The sequence below is a fragment of the Saccharibacillus deserti genome (assembly GCF_013618475.1).
GTDB classification, from domain to species: Bacteria; Bacillota; Bacilli; order Paenibacillales; family Paenibacillaceae; genus Saccharibacillus; species Saccharibacillus deserti.
The window spans coordinates 829,211-853,583 of record NZ_JABJVN010000002.1 but is presented as its reverse complement, the minus strand read 5'-3'; the positions used below and the strand labels follow the sequence as shown (position 1 = coordinate 853,583).

Here is a 24,373-nt window from a genome sequence, read left to right as displayed (position 1 = left end):
TTATGATTTGACGACCTGATTTAATTTTGTTGCGATTTGCGGCAGAGGAAGCAGGTGCATCACACAGTTTAATTCGGCTGCCGATCTTGGCATCCCGTAAACCACGCAGGTCTCTTCGCTTTCTGCAATCGTGGTGGAAATTCCCGAGTCGTACAATTTTTTCATTTCTTTGGCTCCGTCGCTGCCCATCCCCGTCATAATGACCGCATGCCGGCGAACTTCGCTGATCGGAAGAATCGAGTCGAACATGGCGCCTACCGAAGGTCGATGACCGTTCTGAGGCGGGGCGTCGGAGAGCTCAATCGCATACTGGCTGCTGCCGGTACGTTTTACAAGCAAGTGCTGGCCGCCTGGAGCGATATAAGCCGTTCCTTTTCGCAGCGGCATACCCTGCTGGGCTTCGACCACCTCGAGCGGACTCAGCGTGTTGAGACGCTGTGCGAGAGAGTGGGTAAACTTCGGCGGCATATGCTGCACGATGACAATCGGAGCCGGGAACGACGCCGGAATATTTTCCAGCAGTTCTTTGAGGGCTCTCGGTCCACCGGTCGAGCACCCGACCGCCACAATCTGGTCAATCACATCGCCACCCGCAGAAACACGGGAAACCGGCGGAGGCGAAGCCGGACGCTCGGATGTTTTGTCGGGCACTTTACGTTCCGACGGCAGCGGCGTTTTCGATCCGGTAAGCGGCGGTACGGGCTTTTTGATCGACGAAGCCGCTGTATCGCCTCGAGGCTGGATCTTGTCCGCCGAAGCGGAAGACCGGGGAGCTGCCGGACGCTCCACTTTTTTCTCTTCGCGCGGCGCCGCCGAACGCGGAGGCTTCGAAGAAGGAGGTACGGCAGGCGTTTTCGCTTTGGGCGACGGCACGCTTCCGGCAGGCACCTTGGTTTCTGCCGCGCTTTCTTTGCGGCTTCGGCCTGCCGTCAGCGGAGGATCGCTTTTCGGCCGCGGCGTTTCCGCCGCCTTTTCTTCCGGGGATGGGATACCGGGCTCCACCCGCCGTTCTTCTGCCGAATCGGGCAGCGCGCTTAAAGCTTTTGAAGGAGCGGGCTTGTCTTTTCTCCAGGCGGAGTCGTGTACGGCCGCATGCAGCTGACGCAGCAGCGCTTCTCCAACCGCTTCGATATCCTGGGAATTGGATACGGAAGGCTTGCGGATAAAGTCGAAGGCCCCAGCCTCCAGGGCCATAATGGTCTCCCTCATGCCTTCTTCGTTGATTCCAGAGAGCATGATGACCGGAAGGGGATATTCGCCCATAATGACCCGAAGCGATTCCAAGCCGTTCATCTCGGGCATTTCCACGTCCATCGTGACAATGTCCGGTTTGATTTTTCTGATTTTCTCGACCGCTTCCCGTCCATTCGTTGCCGTACCGGCAACAGAGAAGGATACGTCCCGTTCGATCAGGTCGGATACGATCTTGCGCATAAAAGCGGAATCGTCGACCACTAACACGCGATATGGCGTCATTCCCTCAACTCCTGTCCTGCTCCAGAATCAGTTTCACCGTTTTAATAGTCTGTTTACAAAGCCTTTAATCCCTTTCGGCGAATCGGCCCGAACCTGCAAGGAATGTTGCGTATAACGAAAGGCCAGCTCTTGGATGTCTTTCGAAGCCTGACTGTTCGGAAACCGGATAGAGAAGGGCGTCTGCTTTTTGACCGCCTGACTCACATGGGGGTCGTCGCTGACATGCCCGAGAACCGGAATATCCAAATGGAGAAATTTTTGGGCCACCAGCCTGATCTTGTCCGCCGTCTGCTGGGCTTCCCGCCGGTCCAAAGCCCGATTCACGACCAGTCGGAATGACGCGGAATGTTCAAGGTCGTGCACCACTTTGACCAACGCATAAGCGTCGGTAATGGCAGTAGGTTCCGGGGTGGTGACCACGATGCATTCATCGGAAGCCGTAATGAAGCGAATCGTCTCTTTGGATAATCCTGCACCGGTATCAAACAGGATGTAATCCAGGTCTTGGGCGATTTCTTCGATCTGTCCGGTAAAGTGCAGCAGATCGTCTTCGGAAAGCGAGAACAATTCGGTCATGCCCGATCCTCCTGCGATAAAAGGAAGCGAATTCGGACCCGACTGAATAATTTCGCTCATACTTTTTTCTCGCTTTAGCAGATGAAACAAATTGTACTGTGAACGGACACCCATTAACACGTCAATGTTGGCCATTCCGATATCGGCGTCGAACACCAGCACTTTTTTTCCCAACTTTTGGAGTTCTAGAGCAAAGTTCAAAGTAAAGTTCGATTTGCCGACTCCTCCTTTTCCGCTTGTAACCGCAATGATGTGTGCCGTTTTCTCGGAAGAGTCGGGCTTCCTGGACGGAGCGGATCTGAGTGAAGAAATCATCTCCCGGAGTGCCGCGGCCTGATCGCTCATAAGCTTTGTTCTCTCAGCAGGACGTCGACAAGGAGTTCACCGCCGGGAAGCAGCAGATCATCCGGTACGTTTTGTCCGTTCGTGATGTAGGAATACTTAAGCGGATACTGATGAAGCAGCCTGAAAATGCTGCCAAAGCTTCCGGTTTCGTCGGCTTTGGTAAAGATGACTTTATCCAGAGGGTATTGGCTGAAGTTCTCCGTGATTTCGGCCATGTCCCCATACTTGGACGTCAGGCTCAATACAAGATAGGTTTCACTGTGTTCGATGGGAGCGATCAAAGCCTGAAGCTCGGACACCAGCATTTCGTTCCGGTAATTCCGCCCTGCCGTATCCATCAAAATCAGATCGCAGCCTTCAAGCTTCTGAAAAGCTCTCTGCAGGTCCCCCGGCGACTGGACGACTTCGAGCGGAACGTTAAGGATCGACGCATAGGTCCGAAGCTGTTCGATCGCGGAGATCCGGTAGGTGTCGGAAGTAATAAAGCCGACCTTTCTTTTTTTCTTGAACATTTGTTCGGCAGCCAGTTTTGCAATCGTTGTCGTTTTCCCGACTCCCGTAGGACCCGCGATATACACGATGCGCGTCTCGGCTCCGACTCCTCCTCCTTCGCGAGCCGTCGCGAAGTCCCGAATAGTCTGCTTCAACGCCTCTGCGGAAGAGATGGAAAAAGCTGCTTCGTTTGAACCGCGTACACTTTCCAGCCATTCTTCAATCAGGGTTTCCTCGACATGCTGCTCGCGCAGTCGGGTCAACAGCTTCTCCAGGTTTTCCGGAAGCGGGTCGGACCGGTCGTCGCTTTTGGACAATTTGTCGATCATCAGACGCATCCGATGAAGCTCTTCGTACAACCTGTCTTCTCCCGCCTGTACCCGTTCGCCCTGGAATTCCCGAATGCTGCGTTCCAACTGGAGCTGCTGCTCGGCTTGGACGGCGGGGTTGTAATCTTCCGGAACCGTCGTCCTTCTTTCCGGAGAAGGCGCGGGCCTCATACTCCCGTTAAAAGAATTATCGGAAGATTGGGCCTCAGGATTTATATGAAGGTTCTCAAGACTCTTAATTGAAGAAGAAACCGCGACATTTGGCCCAGTTTCCAACGTTGCAGCTTTTTCCTTTTGAACGGCCGGCATCTGCGGGGATGCACCTGCGGCACTGGCTTTGCGATAAGCGCCAGCCCCCGCACTGCGCGGGATTGCAGCAGGAACCGACAGCGCCGGAGCCGGCGGTTCGGCCGACTTGCGCGCTTTTTCATCGGCTTTTTTTTCTGTTTCCAGAGCCGCTACCACTTCCAACCTTTTTTTGCCGAACAGTCCGAACAATCCTCCGACTTTGGTTTCTTTGGTGCTCAGGATCACGGCATCGGAGCCCAGATCGGTCCGGATTTTCTGCATGGCTTCAATCATCGTCTCCACTACATAACGCTTAACGATCATAAGTTCACCACTCCGACACTTTGAATTTCAACACTCGGCTCAAGTTCGCTGTAGGAGAGTACCGGAATGTCCTGCATGGTACGTTCGATAATTTGGCGCATATACATACGGATGGTAGGCGAAGCGAGCAGAATCGGCTGCTGTCCGGATTGAACGGCACGGTTTACCTGCTCGGTCAGCTTTTGATAGACCGCCTGTGTCGATACCGGGTCGAGAGCCAGATAACTGCCCTGTTCCGTCTGCTGCACGCTTTCGGCGATTTTCTTTTCAAGATTCGGCCCTACGGTGATAACCCGCATCGTTTCTCCCTGCTGCGTGAACTGCTGGGTGATTTGGCGCGACAGCGCTTGACGTACGTATTCGGTCAATATTTCGGGATCTTTCGTGTAAGTGCCGTAATCCGCCAGCGTTTCGAAAATCGTGACCATATCGCGGATCGAAATTTTCTCCTTGAGCAGCTTCGCCAGCACTTTCTGGATATCCCCGATTGCCAATACCGAAGGAATAAGCTCGTCGACAAGCACGGGATAGCTTTCCTTGAGATTGTCGATCAGAGCTCTCGTCTCCTGACGGCCAAGCAGTTCGTGTGCATGGCGTTTGACCAGTTCGGTCAAATGCGTAGCTACGACGGAAGGCGGATCGACCACCGTATAACCCGACAGTTCGGCGCGTTCTTTGGTCGTCTCGTCGATCCACAGCGCCGGAAGCCCGAATGCGGGTTCCATCGTCTCGATCCCGGTGATACTCTCGTCGTCGAAACCCGGGCTCATGGCCAGATAATGATTGAGCAGAAGCTCTCCCCGACCAACCACGTTTCCTTTGATTTTGATCACGTATTCGTTAGGTCTTAGTTGAATATTGTCGCGAATCCGGATGACCGGAACGACAAGTCCCAGTTCCAGCGCGCACTGCCGGCGAATCATAATGATCCGGTCCAGCAGATCGCCGCCCTGCTGCATATCCGCAAGCGGAATCAGTCCGTAGCCGAACTCGAATTCGATCGGATCGATCTGCAGCAGACTGACCACACTTTCGGGACTGCGTACTTCTTCGATCTGCTGCTCTTCTTCCTGAAGTTCTTCCGCAACCTGCTTCCGGGTCAGATTGCTCTGCATACGCCGCGCTGCGAAAAAGAGCAGACCTGCAAGCGGCAGTGTCGAGAACCAATGAATCGGAGTCAGGAAGCCAAGCAGGGCGATTGCCGCAGCTACGATATACAGAAGTTTAGGGAACGAGAACAGCTGTCCGACCACATCGTCCGCCAGGTTCCCTTCCGAAGTGGCGCGCGTTACAATCAGACCCGATGCGGTCGAGATAAGCAGCGCCGGGATCTGGCTTACCAGTCCGTCCCCGATAGTCAGGATCGAATAGGTAGACAAGGCGTCCGAAAACTCCATGCCGTGAATCGTCATGCCGATAATGAAACCGCCGACCAAGTTGATGATCAGCAGGATAATGCTGGCGATCGCATCGCCTTTTACGAATTTGCTTGCTCCGTCCATTGCGCCGTAGAAGTCCGCTTCGCGCTCGATTTTAGAACGTCTTTCCCGCGCCTGCTGTTCATTGATCAGGCCGGCGTTCAAATCGGCGTCAATGCTCATCTGCTTGCCGGGCATCGCGTCGAGCGTAAAGCGCGCTCCTACTTCGGCTACGCGTTCAGAACCTTTGACAATAACGATAAATTGAACCGCGACCAAGATCAGAAAGACGATAAAGCCGATCGCGATCTCTCCGCCCGCCACGAATTCGCCGAATGTCGCGACAACGGAACCCGCATCAGCCTGTCCCAAAATCAGTTTGGTTGTCGAAATGTTAAGCGACAACCGGAAAAGCGTCGTGATCAGCAGCAGGGCCGGGAAGATCGAAAACTGCAGCGCTTCCTTGGTACTCATCGCAAGCAGCATGATCAGCATCGCAACCGCAATATTGATTACAATCAAAATATCGAGCAGCCAGGTCGGAATCGGCAGAATCATCATCAGAATGATTCCGAGCACGCCGGCAAGAATGACTATGTCCGTTTTCTTCATAATTTTCTCCCTCCGGGCTCGATTACTTCACTTTGCCTTTTAACTTGTATACATAAGCCAGCACTTCCGCAACCGCCTGGAAAAGATCTGCGGGAACAGTATCCCCAATCTCCGCTTGAGCGAACAGCGCGCGTGCCAGAGGCTTGTTTTCCATAATCAGTACACCGTTGTCTTTCGCAATCTCCCGGATCCGCAGTGCGACGAAATCCTGGCCTTTCGCAACCACTTCGGGCGCCTGCATCTGGGTGCCGTCGTATTTGAGCGCCACTGCATAATGCGTAGGGTTCGTAATGATAACATCGGCGGTCGGAACATCCTGCATCATCCGCTGCATGGCCATACGACGCTGCCGTTCGCGGATTTTGCCTTTGATCATCGGATCGCCTTCCGCTTTTTTGTACTCATCTTTGATATCCTGCTTCGACATCCGGATGCCTTTTTCGAATTCGTACTTTTGGTACATAAAGTCGAGTACGCCGAGAACAAGCAGTGCGGCACCGATTTTGATCCCCAGTGTTACCGTTACGGAAGAAGCAAAATCGAGAATATTTTCCAGCGACATGGAGTGCATCTTCGATATGGCTTCGAGTTGGCCCTGCAGTGTACTGTAGACCAGAAAACCGATAACGGTCATTTTCAACAGCGACTTGAACATCTCCACCAGTGCACGCAGCGCGAAGATGTTCTTGAATCCTTTGATCGGATCGAGCTTGCTGAACTGGGGTTTGAGACCTTCGCTTGCAAACAGCAGGCCGTATTGGGCAAAACTCGCTATAATCGCAAGCAGTACAACAGAGATAAAAATCGGAGCAAGCAGTTTCATAATCTCGATCATATACTGCATCATCATATTCATCACATTGTCGATCGTGATTTCCATATTGATACGGTCCGTAAAGACATCCGTAAACAGGTGGGTAATAACGGTAAGAAACTGGCCGCCAAACACCATCAAAATTGCGATTGACGCGATCAGAATCGCCGCGCCAGGCAGCTCCTGGCTTTTGGCAACCTGGCCTTTTTTCCGGCTTTCGTCTCTTTTTTTCGGCGTGGCTTTCTCCGTCTTCTCTCCCGAAAACATCTGCAGGTCGAGTTTATGCCTGAGCTCCAATGTTCCAGCTCCTTTCGCTGTCCGCCTTGCTGCTTCCCTGTTCATTCCGGTCTGCCTCCAACCGTCCCCAAAAATCCCTGCATACTTTCGGCCATCAATGAAAACAGGTGGTCGAAAATGTACGTCAGACTAGGCATCAGCAGCAACATCAGCACAAGGCCCACAATGATCTTGATCGGAATTCCGATCACGAATATGTTGAACTGCGGAGCGGTTTTTGCCAGGAAGCCAAGGCCGACATCCGTCAAAAATAACGCTACGACGATCGGTGCCGCCATCTGGAAAGCGACGACCATCACCATCGCAAAAGCTTTGAGCAAAAACTCCATAAGACTTCCGTCGTAAATTTTCACAAACAGTTCGTTGTCGATCGGTACCCAGTTGTAACTGTATACAATCGCATCCAGCAGTCTGTGATGGCCGTCCATGGATAAAAACATCAGCATGGCAATCATGTATTTGAAGTTACCGGTCAGCGGCGTCACGGCGCCCGTTGTCGGATCAAAAACGCTTGCCATACCGAAACCGATTTGAATATCGAGAACCGCACCTGCGATTTGAATCGCTATGATCATCAGATAAGCGACATAACCGAGCAGGAGCCCGATCAGCATCTCGCGTACGATCAAAAGTATATATTCTCCGTCAAAAGCAGCCGTCTGGGTCGTTCCGTAACTCAGGTATACGAGAATCGCAACCATTGTCGCAAGCCCGACTTTGAATCGGGTTGGCACATTTCGCGAAGAAATCAGGGGCGCTATGACAAAAAAAGTGGTCACCCGACAAAAAATAAGCAAAAATACCGGAAAAGACTGCATCAGATTTATCATCATAAACCGGCCTTATCCGACATACAGATACAAGTTATTTAAAATCGTGTAAGTGAAATCGACAAGCGTATTCAGAATCCATGGACCGAAAATCAGAACCGACAGCATAACGGCCACAATCTTGGGCACGAAAGCAAGCGTTTGTTCCTGAATCTGTGTCGTCGCCTGAAACACGCTGACAATCAAGCCTACTACAAGAGCCAAAATCAGCATCGGGGCACTGGCCTTTAATACGACGTAGATCGCCTGACCCGCGAGACCGATAATGAAGTTTGAATCCATATCGTTTCCCTCCCGAATTTATCCGATCTTGGGCAGTTAACCCGTGTCAAAGCTGAGAAGCAGCGACTTGACGACCAGATACCAACCATCCACGAGCACGAACAGCAAAATCTTGAACGGCAGCGAGATGACGGTCGGAGGAAGCATCATCATGCCCATCGCCATAAGCGTACTGGATACGACGATATCGATCACCAAAAAAGGAATATAAATCATAAAACCCATTTGAAAAGCGGTCTTCATCTCGCTTATGGCGTAAGCGGGTACCATGACAGTGAGCGGAATGTCCTGAAAACTTTCAGGTTTCTCGGCACCGGTGTATTCCATAAACAGCAGCAGGTCTTTTTCGCGGGTGTGCTTGAACATGAACTCCTTCATGGGAACGGCTGCCTGATTCAAAGCTTCCATCTGGGTAAGATCGCCCTGGATGTACGGCTGCAGAGCTGTCTCGTTGATCGCCGACATTGTAGGAGACATAATAAAAAGCGTTAAAAAAAGTGCCAGTCCCACGAGCACCTGATTCGGCGGCATTTGCTGCGTACCGAGCGACGTTCTGACGAAACTGAGCACAATGACGATACGGGTGAAACTTGTCATCAGAACCAGCAGAGCCGGTGCAATACTGATGACCGTAATCAAAAGCAGCACGGAAAGCGTGCTTGTTGCCGGTGCTCCTTCCGAATCGCCGCCTATCTGAAGATCGATATTCGGAATCGGATTTTCCGTGCCGGTCGCATGTGCGGTCGGCAGAGCTTGAATAAATACGAATGCGAGTAACAGTAGGAAGGTTAACGTTAACTTTTTTTTCATGGTTCCCTCGATCGGTCGGCAGATTCTTCTGGATCCAATAGATCGTCGACTTTGCGTCGGCGGTCGGATGATTCGCGCAGACGCGTTTCGAATAACTGTTGGAACGAAGCCGCTTCAAGCTCTTCCGCTTCGGGAGGAGGATTTGATCCGCTTCGGAATCTGGATGTGAGTTTATCTGCCCAAGCGGGCAATGCGATGTTCGGGCCGGTATTTTCCTGTTCCAGTGCCTCGATCAACTGCTTCACTTCCTCAGGACCTGAAATTTTGTCGATCAGCGAGATATTCTCGCCAACGCCGATCAAATAAATGCTGCCGCCGATCTCTATGATCTGCAGTGATTTATTCTGGCCGAGACCTACTCCGCCGAGTGTACGGACAGAGCGGCCGCTGAACCAGCCCCGATTTTTTTTGCCCAGGTAGCGGATCAAAAAAACAATGAGGGCAACGATCGCAATCAGGACGAAGATTACCCATAACAGATAAGAATAGGCGCCGGTATCTGCCGTGAAATTCGGCTGCTCTTCGTTCAATAAAAGCATAGGCGCATTACGCGCCAAGCGTTTTATTGATAGCTTCGACAACGCGGTCGGATTGGAACGGTTTCACGATGAAGTCTTTTGCACCCGCTTGAATGGCATCGATAACCATGGCTTGTTGGCCCATAGCCGAGCACATGATTACTTTTGCGCTTGCATCGATTTTCTTGATTTCTTTCAAAGCGGCGATTCCGTCCATTTCCGGCATTGTGATATCCATGGTGATCAGATCCGGCTTAAGCTCCTTGAATTTCTCGATTGCCTGCGACCCGTCTTGAGCTTCACCTACGACTTCAAATCCGTTTTTTGTCAGGATATCTCTGATCATCATGCGCATAAAAGCGGCGTCGTCCACGATAAGAATACGGTTTGCCATTGATTAAAAATCCTCCCTGTCGTTTACGTTATTGTAAGTTTTGAATGCGGTCCCACTGGCTTACGATATCCGTCACGCGTACACCGAAGTTTTCGTCGATAACGACGACTTCGCCTTTGGCGATCAGCTTATTGTTAACCAGGATGTCAACCGGTTCGCCGGCAAGTTTATCCAGCTCGACGATGGAACCCTGGGACAATTCAAGAATATCTTTAATCTGCTTTTGGGTCCTTCCTAATTCTACGGTTACTTTGAGGGGAATGTCCATCAATAATCCTAAATTATTTTCATCTGATGGGCCATATCCGCCGTTTTGCAGATTCCCGAACTGAACAGGCTGAACATTGACATTGCGCCCCGGGTTTCCGTAATGATTAGGCTGGGGCGGCTGCTGCATCTGCGGCTGCATCGGCATCTGCCCATAAGCCGGATAAGGCGTGCCGTAATCCGGCTGCATGCCAGGTGCTCCGTAGCCCGGATAAGGCATCTGCGGCTGTCCTGGCATTCCGTAAGGCGGCATACCCTGCGGCTGTCCCGAGACGCCGTAAGGATCCGGATACGGGGCATTCTGAGCGGAAGGCTGCTGCATCTGCGGCTGCGGAGCCGGCTGCTGCACTTGGAGTTCCGGAACCGGCGCCGCCGCCTGAGGCTGCGCCGGAGCCGCCGGCTCTTCTTCGGTCATTCCCCCACCCAGAAGCATATTGACCATGTTTTTGGCAAATTCGACCGTTATCAACTGCATGATGGTCGAATCGATCAGATTCCCGATCAGGAGACGGAACGAAACTTTGATCAATGTTTCTTCCATCGGAAGATTACTGACTCCGTCTCCGTTGCTGACGTCGAGAATATCGATTGCCGGCGGAGATATGTTGACAAAACGGTTGAAAAGGGTGGACATGGAGGTAGCGGAAGAACCCATCATCTGATTCATGGCTTCCTGCACGGCGCTAATATGGATTTCGTTCAGTTCTTCATCCTGGGGATCCCCTTCCCCGCCAAGCATCAGATCGGCGATAATCTGGGCGTCTCTAGTCCTGATGACAAGCGAGTTGATTCCCTGGAAACCGTCTACGTAGTTGACATGCACGGCTACGTGGGGCTTTGGAAACTCTGATTCGAACTGACTTCTTGTGATAATGGAAACTTTTGGTGTCGTGATATCAACCTTCTGGCCGAGCAGCGTAGACAAAGCCGTTGCGGCGCTGCCGAACGTGATATTCCCGATTTCGCCCATGGCATCCTGCTCCATGGAAGTCAGGAAATCATCGACCGTCTGTTCCGCTCCCTCCGACGAGCTTCCGTCGTCCGATTCGGACTGCCGCAGCAGCGCGTCGATTTCTTCTTGGGACAAATAATCCTTACTCGTCAAATTCCTCAACTCCTTCGTTGACGATCTCATCGATTTGTATGGCAAGCCGATCCTTGATCATGCCCGGACTGCCGATAAACTTCAGGTTTTCTCCGACACGGATAGCCAGGCCGTCTTCTGTAGCTTTATTCAGCGTAATGACGTCTCCCGGAGCCAAACTGAGGAATTCGCGAATCGTCAGCTGAGATTGCCCGAGTTCCGCAATAACCGGAAGTTCGGCGCGCCTTACCCGTTGACGCAGTGCTTCGAGTTCCTCCGGAACACGCGCTTTTTTCTGCGAAACGAACCAGTGGTGCACCGACAATTTGGACATGATCGGCTCGATGACAACGTGAGGAATACACAGATTGATCATCCCGCTTGTATCCCCGATCTTGGTACTGAGCGAAATCAGCGCAATTGTCTCATTGGGCGATACAATTTGCATAAACTGCGGATTGGTCTCCAGCGCTTCCATTCTTGGCGTAAGATCAAAGACCGTTTTCCAGGCTTCCTGCAAATTCTCCAAGGCCCGGCTGAAGATCCGCTCCATAATGATGGTTTCGATTTCGGTCAACGCTCCCGGTTTAAGAGGCGCCGTGCCCGAACCTCCCAGCATCCGGTCCACCATCGTAAACGCAATGTTGGGGTGCACTTCGAGTACCATGCGTCCTTCGAGCGGCTCCGCTTCGAAAATGTTCAGAACGGTCATTTTCGGAATGGAGCGAATGAATTCGTCATAAGGCAGCTGCTCAACCTGCACAACGCTGATCTGAACAAAGGTGCGAAGCTGTGCGGAAAAATAAGTGGTCAAGTTTCGCGCGAAATTCTCATGAATCCGGGTTAAACTTCGAATATGATCTTTGGAAAAACGCACCGCTCTTTTAAAATCGTAGGAACGGATTTTTCGCTGCGTATCTTCTTTTTTGAGTTCGTCGGCATCCATTTCGCCAGATGAAAGCGCGGCTAATAGGGCGTCGATCTCGTTCTGGGATAATACATCAACCAAACCTTTCACCCCCTTCCCATAAACACGGCCGCCCCTTGCGGCACGGCCTCGAATTCATCCAGCAGATTGCGAAACTCTCTGATCAGATATTTGCCAAAATGAAGTTTGTGATACTGACATTCACGACTTCGCCTTCCGGCATCGCTTTGTTAATCAGGTTTTTAAGTTTCGTATTCAACTGCATTTTTCCTTTTGCGGTACCTACGCTTTCAGGCGACATATCCGCAAGCGTCATCAGGATAATCGGTTTGATCGTAATCTCTTTGATTGCATCGAATTCCGCCTTGACCTTCGCACTGTCCAACTGGAACGAGAAATCGACTTGTACAATGTAGGAAGGATCGGACAGATTGGTCTTGATTCCGGAAATATCGGAACTCACGGCCACGATTTCTTTCGCCGTCAGCTTCTTTTCCTGCTTGGCTTCTTCTTTTTTTTCAGCCGCCGATGCCGTCGTTTCTTTGTCGTTGTTCCCCAAAACCAGGAATACAGCCACTACGATCAGCGTAATCGCCAGAAACATCGTAATGATCCATGGTAAAAGTTTTTTCATTATTCTTCTTCTCCCGTATTCTGCACTTTGATCGAAGCGGTGTGCAGGCCGATTGCGGCATAATATTCGGTCATCAGCTTGACGACGTCGGCGGACTTTTCCAGCACGATCATGCGCTTGCCGTTAACCAGCGTAACGTAAGTGTCCGGCGTTTCTTCGACCATCTCGATCTGCAGCGCATTAAGCCACAGCGGCGATCCGTTCAAACGAGTAACTGGAATCATGTTTTTCCTCCCGTAAATGAGCGGAAAGGAGGCTGTAATCAGCCCGCCCTTCCGCCGCTAATCAATCCGGATTAACGTTTCAGGTTAACGACTTCCTGCAGCATTTCGTCGGATGTGGTGATAATTCTGGAGTTCGCTTGGAAACCGCGCTGAGCCGTGATCATTTCCGTGAATTCGCTTGTCAGATCGACATTGGACATTTCCAGCTGACCGGCTACGATGCCGCCCGCTCCGCCGTTGGCTTCGTCTTCCGGATCGAGAGAAATTACCGCTTCGGGTCCCAACGCGTTCTGTCCGACCCGGTACAGGTTGCCTCCGGCTTTTTCCAAACCTTCAGGATTGCGTACCACGACAACCGCAAGGCGGTTTTCCGTATCCACTTCGCCCTCGGCGTTTTTGATAGCGACCGTTCCGTCACTTCCGATTTGGAAACTGGAACCCTGCGGTACGTTGATCGCTTCACCCGCTGTGTTCAAAACGAACAATCCGTCGGAGTTAACCAAGTTGCCTGCTCCGTCGACATGGAAATCGCCAGCTCTTGTCAGGAAGGTGTTACCGATTTCTCCGCCGCCTTCAAGTGCCACCGCAAAAAATCCGTCGCCGTCGATCCGCAGATCGGTCGGGTTATTGGTCGTCATTGCGCTGCCCGCCAGGTGAAGGGTATCGATCGAACCGATCGATACGCCGAGACCGATTTGTTTGGCGTTCGAACCGCCGGTAGGATTATCTGTCGGCGCTGTGGCACCCGCTGCCGTTTGGCTGAGAATATCTTTGAACATAACGCGGGAGGATTTGAATCCGGCCGTATTGACGTTCGCGATGTTATTGCCGATGACGTCCAATTTCGTCTGGAAGCCTTTCATACCCGACACGCCCGAATACATAGATCTCAACATTAAATGATTCCTCCTATGGTTTGACACATTTTGATTTTGTTCGACTCTTTTGATCTGATTTCATTTTACTTGACTTTGCCAGGAAAAAACCCGGCTATAAAGTGCTATTTTTTACCGCGTCATGCGTTCGGCGGTAATACGGCTTCCTATCGGGCCAGCCGTTTAAACTAGGAAACAATGACGGCGCTGTCGATTTGGGTGAATACATTGTCTTTCATCGATCCCCCGTCGACTGCCGTAACTACGGTTCGATTGCGGACGTTTACGATAAGGGCCATATCCTGCATAAGAAGCAGCGATTCTTTGGACCCTTTCGCGGCGGCTTTATCGATTGCGCTGCCGATCTTGCGAAGCTGTTCGGGATTAAATTCGATTCCCCGCTGTTCCAGTCTTTTTGAAGCATGCCCGCTGAATTTCAGCATTTTGTCTTCAAGCACCGTCTGGAAGCTTTCTTTGCCGACTGCCGGAGCTGTAGCTGCTCGCGATGTTTTCGGCGGTATTTTCGCAGGATATAACTGTCCTACGCGAATCGGGTCATTCATTTTGCACCTCCGTTATCGCCGGATGTCGAAGTCCCGGCAGCCTCCTCTGCAGAATTTTGCGAGGGCTGGCTTTGGGCGGTTTGCGCTGCGGCGGCCTGAGCTTCCGCTGTCGGTTCCGCCGCTGTCGTATCGGTTGCGCCCGCTGGTTTATCCTCGGCTGAAGCTGCTGCTTCGGCGGCTTTGACAGATACTGCACCTTCCGTTTTTTCGCCGGTTGTTCCTGCGGGTTCTACCATGGTGATATCCGACGTAGGAACCAGATATTTGCCGACTGCCGCAAACATTTTGCCGTCTTTTTGCAGAACGGAAGCCACATCGCCGGTCAGATAATTTTTCGATTCTTCATCGTACCAAGTGATTTTCTGACCGATCAGCTGCGAAGCCGATCCCATAGAAGAATTCATCTGTGTCAGCTGCGTGGACATATTCATCAACTGCTCCAGCGAGGAGAACTGCGCCATTTGAGCGGTAAACTGTGAATTGTCCATCGGAGCGAGCGGATCCTGGTTTTTGAGCTGTGCGATAAGAATCGTCAGAAACTGCTCTTTGCCCATCGTTGCCGAGTCTTTGGTGGAAGCGGCCGACGCCTTCTGTACGTTCTGCGCCGAATAGTTGGGCCAAATGTTTGAAGTCGAAACATTATCATTTGCCAAAAAATTGCCCTCCTGTCTGAGTTAAGCTTCTGCGATGAACGAGCTTCCGGACTGTGCGGCTGTCTTCTGTCTTAACCACTCGCCGAGTTCTTCGCCGAGTTCAGCCGTCAATCTTGCATCGTCATTGGCTTCTTCCCGTGTACGCGAACGTCTTCCCTGCTGCTGTCCGCTGTTTGCCTGGCCGCCGTTTTGATCCATCTGCGACTGCAGCGAAGAACTTTGTGTAACTTCAAGTCTTTCTACGGTCAGCCCTTGCCCTTGCAGCGAGCCTCTAAGTTGAACCATCTGCTGTTCCAGCATATCTTTGGCTGCGGCATGTTCAGTGACAAAGTGCGCAACCAGCTGTCCGGCGTGCATCGTAATCCGAATATCCACTTTACCGAGATGGTCCGGTGTCAGCGAGATTTTCGCTTCGGTAAATCCTTGCTTTTGCAAAATTTCCAAGCGGTCTACCACAAGCTTCTCTACTTCTTGAGCCATCCGATGGACGGGTACGGCTTCAACAGGTTTGGCTGGCATCAGACCGTTTGTGCGAAGCGCCAACTCTCCGGCCGTGATCGTTCCCTGCAGCTTGAATTCCTGCGGAGCTTCTTCCGAAGCCTGTCCGTCCTGCTGGGTGCCGTTTCCGGAAGGCTGACTCTGGTTTTTCGACGATACGATCGTCGAATCTCCCGCAGGTTTAACCGACGATTGTTCTGTTTTTGCAGGCTGGGTTTCTTCTTGAATCGCAGCAGCTTCCATTGCCTGCAGTACCGGTGCCGTCTTAACCTGACTCTGTTGGATCTTGTTTTCCGCTGTTTGGATCGTGTCTTCCAGAGCCGCGAGTGCCTGCCCAGCCTGTACTTTCAGTTGAGGAGCCGTTTCAGTCGCCTGCTGCAGTTCGATAAGCTGCGCCACCGCGTCCTGCAAAGCAAATTTTAGCGTAGAAGGATTGGAAGACAAGCTCTCTAATGTATTTTCCGTTTGGAGCTGGCCGCCTTCTTGCTCCGCCGATTCGTTCTGCGGGTTAAGAAGGGTCTGGGCTTGCTGAATCCAGCCTTGCAGCATGGACATCAATTCCGGATTTTCTGTCAGCTGTTCATCGAGCGTATCCAACTGCTTCATCAATTCTTCAAGCTTTACGTCAAGTTCTTCGGAGGCCGGCGCGTTGGAGCCGCTGCCGTCTTCCGCAGTTCCCGCTGCCGCCGCAATCAGCTGCTGCAGGGCGGACAACAAAGGGTTGGTCGGCGTCTCGGCCGTTTCTCCCGATGCTGTTCCCGCTGCCGAAGCTCCCATTAACTGCTGGAGCGACTGACCGAACACGGCCGCCGCACCACTTCCCGCCGCAGCGGCTGTAGCTTTTCCTCCCGCCGCAGGTGCCGAAGCGGCGACTGTCATACCTGGAATCGTCATTCCCATTTTTATTGTTCCACCTCCTTTCGAGCGGCTTTAGCCGCCGATTAATTTGTTAGCCAACGAAGCGGCTGTTTCGCTGTCCGTACCTGCCATTTGGGACAGAATATTGGAACGTGTCGTATCATCTACCGATTTCAAAATGGTCAGCACCTTTGTTTGGTTGGTTTTAGCCATTTGGGCCAATAAGGTTGAAGCACTGGAAGCTTCCATGGAAGAGAAGGTTTGAGCCAACTGATCCTGGTTCAGCGAAGCTCCGCTTGGAGATGCCGCCTGTGCAGGTTGTGCCGCCTTGTCTGCCGCCGCACGCGCCGTGTTGGCCGCCGCTTCCAACTTCGAAGGGGACGCTGCATTTTTAAGCATAATCGATACCTTGGCCGCTTTGTCGGCTGCCATCTTCTGCATGATCGAGGAACGCTGCTCCGTGTTCATGGCATCCAGAATCATGGCAATTTCCGCATCCGTCAGCGTTTCGAGAATAGGAGCCGCTTTGCTGGCACTCATGGATCCGTAAGTTTGAGCCAACTGCTTGACCTGATCGCTTGGCTTTTCGGGTTCTTTTTCGGCGGCCGCCTCTTTTTGCTTGGCCTGCGCCGCCTCCAGCTTTTTCGTCAAGTCGTCCACTTTCGTTTGCGTATCGACTTGAGCCTGCTGGGCCGTTTTTAATTCGGTATTTTTTTTGGCCAGCTGCGTTTTAAGTTCGTTGATTGTCGCTTCCGCGCTTTCGACCTGCTTCTCTTCCTTCTTCTGCGCCTGCTGTTCCGGCGTATAGGTTGGCTTGGGAAGCATGGAGCCTACGATCGGCACCTTGTTCGCCGTCTCCAATACGGTATTGCGTGTAGCGGGATTGGATAAAGCCAACAGCGCCCCGACCAATACAACCGTGAACAGGATCGGTACGGCGAACAAGAGAATTCGTCCGGCTTTACTGCCCGAAGGCTGTTCCAGATCCAATTCGGCTTCCGTTCCGGCTTTTGCCATGTGTTTGACCTCCTTTTGCACCTGCGCTGCCCGTTTGCTGTTAGCGGGCCCGTGAGGCGAAACGAACGGTCGCCATCTCGTCAAGCTCATTTTGCTCGCGCAGTCCTTCGTCTTTTTGGAACGATTCGAGCGCTTTTCCGCGCGCCTGCAGCCATACTTTTTCGTCCAGCATTTTGGTGGTCAGGTGTTCTTTCTTTTCTTCGACTTTCACCTGTGCCATTTGAATGTCCTGACGTTTTTGTAAGATGCACTGATCGATATAGTTGATATAATCCTGCATCTGCTGGAGTTGGAAAGCTGAAACCGCGTTTGTGGCTTTGTCCTGAAGGGAATCGGCCATATGATCTTTATCGGAAAACAGTTGTCCCAATGTGTGCGTTTCAGCCTGCAGTTTTCCGATTGCCGAAGAAAGATGCATTTCGGCATGATTTTTCTCGCTTGTTTTCAGATCCACGACTTTTTGGAAAGAATAGTTGAATTTCAACATTTCTTAAGGTCAGCTCCTTGAGAATTCTTGGATTAAACGCTCTATCGTTTCATGCAACGTTGTTTTTTCGTCTACCTTTTGTTTCGTGAAGTCCCAAATGCGTTGGATATTTTCTATCGCTTCGTCGATCTCCGCGCTCGAACCTCTTTGGTAAGCTCCGATGTTGATCAAGTCTTCCGATTCTTTGTATACCGAGAGCAGCCGTTTGAGATTGTTCGCCGCATCCGTCTGAATCTCCGGGGAGATATCTTTCATGACCCGGCTGATGCTGGCCAGTACGTCGATTGCCGGAAAGTGTCCCCGATTCGCAATCCCGCGATTCAGTACGATGTGACCGTCCAGAATCCCGCGTACCGCATCGGCGATCGGTTCGTTCATGTCGTCGCCGTCGACGAGCACCGTGTAGAAAGCGGTGATCGATCCGGTAGGCCCCGTTCCCGCACGCTCCAGCAGCTTCGGCAGGCTTGCGAACACCGAAGGCGTGTATCCCCGCATCGCCGGAGGCTCGCCTACGGCCAACCCGACTTCGCGCTGGGCCATCGCGTAACGCGTTACCGAGTCCATCATCATCATGACGTTCATTCCCCGGTCCCGGTAATATTCGGCGATGCTCGTTGCGATCAAAGCGGCCTTGATCCGAACCAAAGCCGGCTGATCCGAGGTAGCGACGATCACGACCGAACGTGCCAAGCCTTCTTCTCCCAAATCCCGTTCGATAAAGTCCAGTACTTCCCGGCCCCGTTCCCCGACCAAAGCGATCACGTTGATGTCGGCCGAAGTATTACGGGCAATCATTCCCATCAGCGTACTTTTTCCGACACCCGAGCCGGCGAAGATGCCGACCCGCTGTCCTTTGCCGATTGTCAGCAGTCCGTCGATCGCCCGGACACCGACGTTGATCGGCTCGTGCACTCTCGGACGCTGCAGCGGATTGCTTGGAATGTTGAACGTTGAAGCATGGGCCATTCGTGCCGGAAGCAGCGAACCGTCAAGCGGTCTTCCCAGACCGTCGAGCACTTTGCCCAGCAGCTCCGACCCTACTTGAACGGTCAGCGGTTTGCCTGTGCCGACCACGTCGCATCCCGGGCCGATCGACTGCAGTTCGCCCAGCGGCATCAGCAGCACTTTGTTGTCCCGGAATCCGACGACTTCGGCTTGGAGCGGCGCGGCGGTTTTGGTGGGATAGATGTAGCACACCTCGCCGATACTTGCATCCGGCCCTTCCGATTCCACCATCAGCCCGATAACCTGCGTCACCTTGCCGTTCACCCGAACCGGATCGAGCTGTTTAAGCTGTTCCAAGTATTTGTCGACCAGAAATCCTTTCATCCCCTCACCTCCGCACCGTCATTCGCTTTATACCCTTATTCTACATGGTTATAAAAAAACCACTAAGGCTAAAAAGTGCTATTTTGCCATTGAAAAAAACCCGGGCTCCTACTGAAGTTCCTATAGGAATCTTCAGCGACTAGGAGTACCCTTCCGATTCTAGCTCCCCGACGTCTCTTCGTGCAGGGCCAATCGAAGAAGTTCGCGTTTGATTTCGGCGAGCTGGGTATCGATTCTTGCATCTACACTGCCGAAATTGGACCGAATGACGCAGCCGCGGTCTTTGACCGTGGAATCGGGCAGGATTTGAAGCTCCGCCTGCGAGTCGATCGACATAGCAAGCTCTTCACGAGCCGAGTTGATCATCGAAAATTGGGCCGGTGCCACACAGAGCGTAATCGTTCCCTGTTCCCTTTTGCGCGCAAGGGTCTGACGGATTAAGGACAGGGTCAGTGCAGCGTCTTCTTCCAGCTTGCGGTCGATAATTTTTTCGGCGATGGCCGAGCTGAGTTCGACAAGAAACGGTTCGGCTTCCTGAATGATTTCATCCTTGGTACGGACCGCTTCCTGGATCAACAGCTGCGATTCTTCGGCAGCCTGCTGGATTTGAACATTCAGCTCCGCTTCCGCTTGAAGCCGGCCTTCCTCATAACCTTCGCGAAATCCCTGAGACTTGACCGCTTCGATCAAAAGCTCATCCTGCTCCCGCTTTTCCTGCCACCAGAGTTCGATCTGCTGCTCCGCTTCCGCCAGCATACGTTCGGCCTGCTCGGCCGCGTCCCGAATCTGGAATTCCGCAAATTCCTTTGCATCCCGGATCATTTCGTCTTTGGTCTGTATCGTCTGTGAATCCACCGCGGGAAGGTGCGGTTCGTCGGACCCTTCCGTACCATCCGGCTTGGGAGAAGCGTAATGCCGATGCAGATCCAGTTTGACAAAGTCTTCTTTTGGCACATACTGCGAAGATTTAATGAGGTTAGACAATAATATCATCTCCTCCGCCGCGCGCGATGATGATCTCGCCCGCTTCTTCCAGCTTACGTATAATGGTTACGATACGAGTCTGGGCTTCTTCAACGTCACGCAGCCGCACCGGACCCATGAATTCCATTTCTTCCCGGAACGTATCGGCCATCCGCTTGGACATGTTCTTGAATACCACTTCGCGAACTTCTTCGCTCGCGACTTTGAGCGCAAGCTGCAGATCCGCATTTTCCACATCGCGAATGATCCGCTGGATCGAACGATCGTCGATATTGACGATATCTTCGAATACGAACATTCTTTTTTTGATTTCTTCCGCCAGTTCCGGATCCTGAATTTCGAGCGAATCCAAGATGGTGCGTTCCGTTCCCCGGTCGACGCCGTTGAGGATCGAGACGATCGATTCGATACCGCCCGCCGTAGCGAAGTCCTGGGTAACGGTCGAAGAAAGTTTCTGCTCGAGAATCCGTTCGACCTGGGCAATGACTTCCGGAGAAGTACTGTCCATCATCGCAATCCTGCGCGCTACCTCGGCTTGTTTCTCCTGAGGCAGCGAAGAAAGAATGATCGACGCCTGCTCGAACTGCAGGTAAGACAGGACAAGAGCGATTGTCTGCGGATTTTCGTTTTGGATAAAGTTCAAAATCTGACTCGGATCGGCTTTGCGTGCAAAGTCGAACGGGCGAACCTGCAGGGTAGCGGTCAGACGGTTGATCACTTCCAAAGCTTTTTGTTCGCCGAGCGCTTTTTGCAAAATTTCTTTTGCATAGTTGATGCCGCCCTGCGAAATGTATTCTTGTGCAAGACAGATCTGATGGAACTCGGCAAGCACCGAGTCCTTCTCCGAACTGTCCACTTTACGTACGTTCGCAATTTCGAGCGTAAGCTGCTCGATCTCTTCGTCGCGCAGATGCTTGAATATTTGAGCCGAGACTTCAGGCCCCAGCGAAATCAACAGAATAGCAGCCTTCTGCCGACCGCTTAACGTTTGCGCGCTTGCTTTGGCCACACTTCTTCACTCCTATTCATCAGCTAGCCAAGTGCGCAGCAGATTAACGAATTCGTCCGGCTTTTTCTTGGCGAGCGATTCAAGCTGCTTGCGCATCTGGCTTTCCCCGTTGACCGTATCCAGATTGATGGACGGCATTTCGGCAGGAGTCGGAAGTGCCATTTCTTCGAGCAGCTCTTCTTCTTCCCGATTTCTTTTTCTGCGGCGCAGAACCAGGAATACCGCTGCGGCAAGCAGAACGGCCAATCCGGCAATAATTCCCCACAGCAGCGTTCTGGACATTCCCGTATCGGCGGCTGCCTCTTGTCCTGGCGGAACCGAGCCAAACACAAGGACTTTGGCTTCAAGCTCATCTGCGCTATACTCCACTCCGGAATCGGCAAGCGAGGCTGACACGATATTGGACAACACGCTTGTGACCGAGTCTTCAATAGCTGAATCCAATGGAAGTTGTCCACTAGGTGGTTCAATCGCCACGTTTATGGTTAAATCTTTTACGACATACGGGCTTTGTACGATTTGCTTGTTAATCTGGTTGACTTGATAATTGATGATTTTATTGGAACTTTCCGAAGTGGATTGGCCGGATGAAGTATCGCCGGGATAAGTCGGAACGGCTTCCGTTCCGGTTCCCGCGACTCCGCCTTCCGCCGCACCCGCTCCGGTGTAACTTTCCTGAATATCCTGAACGCTGAGCTCGATCCCCCGCATGTTTTCTACGTCAACCGGCGAATACGTTGTTTCTTCCGCATTGACCTGATCGAAATTCAGCTTCGAAGCCACGAGCACATTCACCCGATCGGCCCCAACTATAGTCCCGAGAAACATCTTCACGCTTTTTTCGATATCACTTTCGTATTTGCGCTGGATCGCCAGGTTATCCTGAATCGCTCCTGCCGCTCCGGCTCCAAAGCCGTTGCCTGCATTCGAAGCGTACAATTCGGTGTTATCGCTCGTTATCGTAATATTGTCGATAGGCAGATTCGGCACCGATGTCTTGACCAGGTTGAAGTATCCGTCAATGACTTCCTGGCTCGCACGGTAACCCGGTTTGAACGTCATTACGACCGAAGCGGAGGCCTGTTCCTGATCTTCGCTGTTTGCAAACAAGCTTTCTTTCGGCAGATTAATCAGTACCTTCGCCGAATCTACGCCGCTCATCATTCTCAGCATCGATTCGATTTCTCCGTTTAAAGCGCTGTTGTATTTGACATCGAATTCATTTTCGGTCATTCCCAGAGCCGAAGTGGTCGTTCCGAACATTTTGTTGAAACCGACCGAACCGTTCTGGATGATTCCCTGCGATCCGATATCTACACGAACTCTCGCGGCATCCGTACTCGGTACCGACAAAGTCGTACCGTCAGCGCCCAGTTTGTACGGAATGCTGGCCGAATCCAGATAAGCCATGGCCGCGGCCGCATCTTCGCTGTTCATATCCTGAAAAGCCACTTCATATTCCGTTTTAGAAAATTGCATGGTCAGAATCACGATGGTCAGCAGCGTAATGGCGACCGTCGATACCAGCAGGCCCTTTTGGGTTTTGCTGAGCCGGTTCCAATAGCCCAAGAGCGAATCCCTTATTCGGGTCAGTCTTTCGTTCACAATTTCACCCCACTACGCAGCATTGTACTTGACTTGCTTTCGATTACTTTTACAGTTGTGTCCGCATGATTTCCTGATAGGCTTCGATCACTTTGTTTCGCACCTGCGAAGTCATTTGAAGACCGAGAAGAGCTTGCTCGGCGGTAATCATGACCTGATCCACATTCGCTTGTCCAAGCATGAATTGTTTCCCGGTCGTATCGGCCGTTTTCTCCATATCCGATACGCCTTGAAGAGCGTCCTGCAAATACTGGCCGAAGTTCTCGATCGATTCCTGAGGCGTTGCGCCCCCGCTCTCCTGAACACCGGAAACCGCACGGTTAGCCATTTGTACCGGATTGAACATATGGTTTTGAATCATCGCAATCTTCCTTTCTGTCGGGTTCGCTTAGGCGACCCCGCAGGGATTTGAAAATCCGTCTATTCGAGCGAAGTTACTTGCCGATCTGAAGAGCCTTGGTGAGCATGGCCTTTGTCGCATTGAGAGCCGTTACATTTGCTTCGTAAGAGCGTGTAGCCGAAATCATATCGACCATTTCTTTGGCGATATCCACGTTCGGCATCTGCACGTATCCGTCTGTATTCGCGTCCGGGTGAGTCGGGTTATAGACCAGCTTGAAAGGCTCGTGATCTTCTTGAATGGCCGTCACTTTGACTCCGCTTGCCGAACTTTTTCCATTCATGGCCGAATTCAGCGTTTGTGCAAAAGGGGTTTGGCTGTTTTCCGAAAGGACCGCCACTTTGCGCCGGTAAGGCTGGGCTTGGCCGTCGACCACTTGAGCTCGCGTCGAATCGGCGTTCGCAATATTCGACGAGATGATATCCATCCGAAGACGCTGTGCCGTAAGAGCGGATGCGTTAACATCAAAACCGCTGCTGATTCTCATAATTATCCGTTGCCTCCCAGCGCTGTACGCATCATTTTGATTTGATGATTCACTTCTTCGATGTACGTGTTATAGCGCAGCTGATTTTCGGCAAGGGCCGTCATTTCGCTGTCGATATCCACATTGTTCTTGTTGTTGTTCATCGCCGTACTGTTATCGCTGGTAACGCGCGCGGTAGGAATGGAACCCGAAGAACCGATTGCAATATGACGCGAACTGGCCATACGCCCTTTAATCGAACTTACACCGTTCATTTCCGACTGGAGCAGGCTCTCGAAGGATACTTCGGAACGCTTAAAATAAGGCGTATCCGCATTGGCAATGTTGTTGGAAACGACCTGCTGCCTTGTATTCGAAGCATCGATCGCGCTGCGCAGGCGGTTAAAACCGGTGTCGTTCAGAATATTCATCGATTCCACTCCTTTAGGTATTAAAAACTCGTGCGTATTATAAATTATACAAAATTAAGTTCGACTAAACTATTGTTTTTTTGCCCGTACTGCCGATATTTGGTGTATGAGCTTCTGCTCATTGCTTTAAAACCGCAATATGTCTGTCGTTGTAAACTTGATAATGCCTAATCTAAGTTTCTTCGAGTTGGGCCTATAAAACAATGAGAAAAAAGCCCTATCTTTCCATGGTTGGAAGACAGGGCTTTTTCTTATT

27 protein-coding genes are annotated in these 24,373 nt (G+C 51.8%); all 27 read right to left on the bottom strand.

Annotated elements, in window-relative coordinates; genetic code table 11:
• Positions 1–1,476, bottom strand: a complete 1,476-nt coding sequence (locus HOP44_RS09895; protein ID WP_172252841.1) for a chemotaxis protein CheB — start codon at positions 1,474–1,476, stop codon at positions 1–3.
• A gap of 33 nt (positions 1,477–1,509) precedes the next feature.
• Positions 1,510–2,397 (bottom strand): MinD/ParA family protein, encoded by an 888-nt coding sequence (locus HOP44_RS09890; protein WP_172252839.1) that lies wholly within the window; start codon positions 2,395–2,397, stop codon positions 1,510–1,512.
• Positions 2,394–3,830, bottom strand: coding sequence for a flagellar biosynthesis GTPase FlhF (gene flhF / locus HOP44_RS09885; protein ID WP_172252837.1), 1,437 nt, complete (start codon positions 3,828–3,830; stop codon positions 2,394–2,396). The genes HOP44_RS09890 and flhF overlap by 4 nt, the downstream gene beginning before the upstream one ends.
• The gene (flhA, locus tag HOP44_RS09880; RefSeq protein ID WP_172252835.1) at positions 3,827–5,860 is read right to left on the bottom strand and encodes a flagellar biosynthesis protein FlhA; all 2,034 of its coding nucleotides are present in this window, start codon (positions 5,858–5,860) and stop codon (positions 3,827–3,829) included. The genes flhF and flhA overlap by 4 nt, the downstream gene beginning before the upstream one ends.
• 22 nt (positions 5,861–5,882) lie before the next feature.
• The gene (gene flhB, locus HOP44_RS09875) at positions 5,883–6,971 is read right to left on the bottom strand and encodes a flagellar biosynthesis protein FlhB (protein WP_246369696.1); all 1,089 of its coding nucleotides are present in this window, start codon (positions 6,969–6,971) and stop codon (positions 5,883–5,885) included.
• 41 nt (positions 6,972–7,012) lie between these two features.
• Positions 7,013–7,801 carry a flagellar biosynthetic protein FliR gene (gene fliR, locus HOP44_RS09870; RefSeq protein WP_172253049.1) on the bottom strand — a complete coding sequence of 263 codons (789 nt, stop codon included), beginning with the start codon at positions 7,799–7,801 and terminating at the stop codon, positions 7,013–7,015.
• Between the two features lie 12 nt (positions 7,802–7,813).
• Positions 7,814–8,083 carry a flagellar biosynthesis protein FliQ gene (gene fliQ, locus HOP44_RS09865; protein ID WP_141449403.1) on the bottom strand — a complete coding sequence of 90 codons (270 nt, stop codon included), beginning with the start codon at positions 8,081–8,083 and terminating at the stop codon, positions 7,814–7,816.
• Positions 8,084–8,119: 36 nt separating this feature from the next.
• A complete protein-coding gene (gene fliP, locus HOP44_RS09860) occupies positions 8,120–8,893 on the bottom strand; it encodes a flagellar type III secretion system pore protein FliP (RefSeq protein WP_172252833.1) in 774 nt (257 codons plus the stop codon).
• Entirely contained in the window at positions 8,890–9,432 is a 543-nt protein-coding gene (locus HOP44_RS09855) for a flagellar biosynthetic protein FliO (RefSeq protein ID WP_172252831.1), read from the bottom strand. Before HOP44_RS09855 ends, fliP begins: the two co-directional genes overlap by 4 nt.
• A 7-nt stretch (positions 9,433–9,439) precedes the next feature.
• On the bottom strand, positions 9,440–9,805 hold the full coding sequence (locus HOP44_RS09850; protein ID WP_141449400.1) for a response regulator: 366 nt from the start codon (positions 9,803–9,805) through the stop codon (positions 9,440–9,442).
• A gap of 28 nt (positions 9,806–9,833) precedes the next feature.
• The gene (gene fliY / locus HOP44_RS09845; RefSeq protein WP_172252829.1) at positions 9,834–11,177 is read right to left on the bottom strand and encodes a flagellar motor switch phosphatase FliY; all 1,344 of its coding nucleotides are present in this window, start codon (positions 11,175–11,177) and stop codon (positions 9,834–9,836) included.
• Entirely contained in the window at positions 11,167–12,165 is a 999-nt protein-coding gene (fliM, locus tag HOP44_RS09840; protein WP_172252827.1) for a flagellar motor switch protein FliM, read from the bottom strand. Before fliM ends, fliY begins: the two co-directional genes overlap by 11 nt.
• Before the next feature lie 82 nt (positions 12,166–12,247).
• Positions 12,248–12,718, bottom strand: coding sequence for a flagellar basal body-associated FliL family protein (locus HOP44_RS09835; protein WP_172252825.1), 471 nt, complete (start codon positions 12,716–12,718; stop codon positions 12,248–12,250).
• Positions 12,718–12,942, bottom strand: a complete 225-nt coding sequence (locus HOP44_RS09830; protein ID WP_172194451.1) for a flagellar FlbD family protein — start codon at positions 12,940–12,942, stop codon at positions 12,718–12,720. Before HOP44_RS09830 ends, HOP44_RS09835 begins: the two co-directional genes overlap by 1 nt.
• 71 nt (positions 12,943–13,013) lie before the next feature.
• Positions 13,014–13,838 carry a flagellar basal body rod protein FlgG gene (flgG, locus tag HOP44_RS09825; protein ID WP_172252823.1) on the bottom strand — a complete coding sequence of 275 codons (825 nt, stop codon included), beginning with the start codon at positions 13,836–13,838 and terminating at the stop codon, positions 13,014–13,016.
• 167 nt (positions 13,839–14,005) lie between these two features.
• Positions 14,006–14,380, bottom strand: a complete 375-nt coding sequence (locus HOP44_RS09820) for a TIGR02530 family flagellar biosynthesis protein (protein WP_172252821.1) — start codon at positions 14,378–14,380, stop codon at positions 14,006–14,008.
• A complete protein-coding gene (locus tag HOP44_RS09815) occupies positions 14,377–15,033 on the bottom strand; it encodes a flagellar hook capping FlgD N-terminal domain-containing protein (RefSeq protein WP_172252819.1) in 657 nt (218 codons plus the stop codon). Before HOP44_RS09815 ends, HOP44_RS09820 begins: the two co-directional genes overlap by 4 nt.
• A gap of 21 nt (positions 15,034–15,054) precedes the next feature.
• On the bottom strand, positions 15,055–16,431 hold the full coding sequence (locus HOP44_RS09810; RefSeq protein WP_172252817.1) for a flagellar hook-length control protein FliK: 1,377 nt from the start codon (positions 16,429–16,431) through the stop codon (positions 15,055–15,057).
• A gap of 30 nt (positions 16,432–16,461) precedes the next feature.
• The gene (locus HOP44_RS09805) at positions 16,462–17,406 is read right to left on the bottom strand and encodes a MotE family protein (protein WP_172252815.1); all 945 of its coding nucleotides are present in this window, start codon (positions 17,404–17,406) and stop codon (positions 16,462–16,464) included.
• Between the two features lie 40 nt (positions 17,407–17,446).
• Complete coding sequence (gene fliJ / locus HOP44_RS09800; RefSeq protein WP_172253047.1) at positions 17,447–17,890, bottom strand: flagellar export protein FliJ; 444 nt, start codon at positions 17,888–17,890, stop codon at positions 17,447–17,449.
• A gap of 12 nt (positions 17,891–17,902) precedes the next feature.
• Positions 17,903–19,222 (bottom strand): flagellar protein export ATPase FliI, encoded by a 1,320-nt coding sequence (gene fliI, locus HOP44_RS09795; RefSeq protein ID WP_172252813.1) that lies wholly within the window; start codon positions 19,220–19,222, stop codon positions 17,903–17,905.
• A 159-nt stretch (positions 19,223–19,381) separates the two neighbouring features.
• Positions 19,382–20,206 carry a FliH/SctL family protein gene (locus tag HOP44_RS09790; RefSeq protein ID WP_172252811.1) on the bottom strand — a complete coding sequence of 275 codons (825 nt, stop codon included), beginning with the start codon at positions 20,204–20,206 and terminating at the stop codon, positions 19,382–19,384.
• Complete coding sequence (gene fliG / locus HOP44_RS09785) at positions 20,199–21,215, bottom strand: flagellar motor switch protein FliG (protein WP_172252809.1); 1,017 nt, start codon at positions 21,213–21,215, stop codon at positions 20,199–20,201. The genes HOP44_RS09790 and fliG overlap by 8 nt, the downstream gene beginning before the upstream one ends.
• A gap of 12 nt (positions 21,216–21,227) precedes the next feature.
• Positions 21,228–22,820: a flagellar basal-body MS-ring/collar protein FliF gene (gene fliF, locus HOP44_RS09780; protein ID WP_172252807.1), complete on the bottom strand. Its 1,593-nt coding sequence runs from the start codon at positions 22,818–22,820 to the stop codon at positions 21,228–21,230.
• A gap of 49 nt (positions 22,821–22,869) precedes the next feature.
• Complete coding sequence (fliE, locus tag HOP44_RS09775) at positions 22,870–23,181, bottom strand: flagellar hook-basal body complex protein FliE (protein WP_172194441.1); 312 nt, start codon at positions 23,179–23,181, stop codon at positions 22,870–22,872.
• A 73-nt stretch (positions 23,182–23,254) separates the two neighbouring features.
• Entirely contained in the window at positions 23,255–23,707 is a 453-nt protein-coding gene (gene flgC, locus HOP44_RS09770; RefSeq protein ID WP_172252805.1) for a flagellar basal body rod protein FlgC, read from the bottom strand.
• Between the two features lie 2 nt (positions 23,708–23,709).
• Positions 23,710–24,117 carry a flagellar basal body rod protein FlgB gene (flgB, locus tag HOP44_RS09765; RefSeq protein WP_172252803.1) on the bottom strand — a complete coding sequence of 136 codons (408 nt, stop codon included), beginning with the start codon at positions 24,115–24,117 and terminating at the stop codon, positions 23,710–23,712.
• Positions 24,118–24,373 lie beyond the last annotated feature (256 nt).

Coding starts and splice junctions, on each gene's coding strand:
- HOP44_RS09895 (WP_172252841.1), bottom strand. CDS start 1,476: ATGACGCCATATCGCGTGTTAGTGGTCGACGATTCCGCTTTTATGCGC.
- HOP44_RS09890 (WP_172252839.1), bottom strand. CDS start 2,397: ATGAGCGATCAGGCCGCGGCACTCCGGGAGATGATTTCTTCACTCAGA.
- flhF (WP_172252837.1), bottom strand. CDS start 3,830: ATGATCGTTAAGCGTTATGTAGTGGAGACGATGATTGAAGCCATGCAG.
- flhA (WP_172252835.1), bottom strand. CDS start 5,860: ATGAAGAAAACGGACATAGTCATTCTTGCCGGCGTGCTCGGAATCATT.
- fliR (WP_172253049.1), bottom strand. CDS start 7,801: ATGATAAATCTGATGCAGTCTTTTCCGGTATTTTTGCTTATTTTTTGT.
- fliQ (WP_141449403.1), bottom strand. CDS start 8,083: ATGGATTCAAACTTCATTATCGGTCTCGCGGGTCAGGCGATCTACGTC.
- fliP (WP_172252833.1), bottom strand. CDS start 8,893: ATGAAAAAAAAGTTAACGTTAACCTTCCTACTGTTACTCGCATTCGTA.
- HOP44_RS09855 (WP_172252831.1), bottom strand. CDS start 9,432: ATGCTTTTATTGAACGAAGAGCAGCCGAATTTCACGGCAGATACCGGC.
- HOP44_RS09850 (WP_141449400.1), bottom strand. CDS start 9,805: ATGGCAAACCGTATTCTTATCGTGGACGACGCCGCTTTTATGCGCATG.
- HOP44_RS09835 (WP_172252825.1), bottom strand. CDS start 12,718: ATGAAAAAACTTTTACCATGGATCATTACGATGTTTCTGGCGATTACG.
- HOP44_RS09830 (WP_172194451.1), bottom strand. CDS start 12,942: ATGATTCCAGTTACTCGTTTGAACGGATCGCCGCTGTGGCTTAATGCG.
- flgG (WP_172252823.1), bottom strand. CDS start 13,838: ATGTTGAGATCTATGTATTCGGGCGTGTCGGGTATGAAAGGCTTCCAG.
- HOP44_RS09820 (WP_172252821.1), bottom strand. CDS start 14,380: ATGAATGACCCGATTCGCGTAGGACAGTTATATCCTGCGAAAATACCG.
- HOP44_RS09810 (WP_172252817.1), bottom strand. CDS start 16,431: ATGGGAATGACGATTCCAGGTATGACAGTCGCCGCTTCGGCACCTGCG.
- HOP44_RS09805 (WP_172252815.1), bottom strand. CDS start 17,406: ATGGCAAAAGCCGGAACGGAAGCCGAATTGGATCTGGAACAGCCTTCG.
- fliI (WP_172252813.1), bottom strand. CDS start 19,222: ATGAAAGGATTTCTGGTCGACAAATACTTGGAACAGCTTAAACAGCTC.
- fliE (WP_172194441.1), bottom strand. CDS start 23,181: ATGATTCAAAACCATATGTTCAATCCGGTACAAATGGCTAACCGTGCG.
- flgC (WP_172252805.1), bottom strand. CDS start 23,707: ATGAGAATCAGCAGCGGTTTTGATGTTAACGCATCCGCTCTTACGGCA.
- flgB (WP_172252803.1), bottom strand. CDS start 24,117: ATGAATATTCTGAACGACACCGGTTTTAACCGCCTGCGCAGCGCGATC.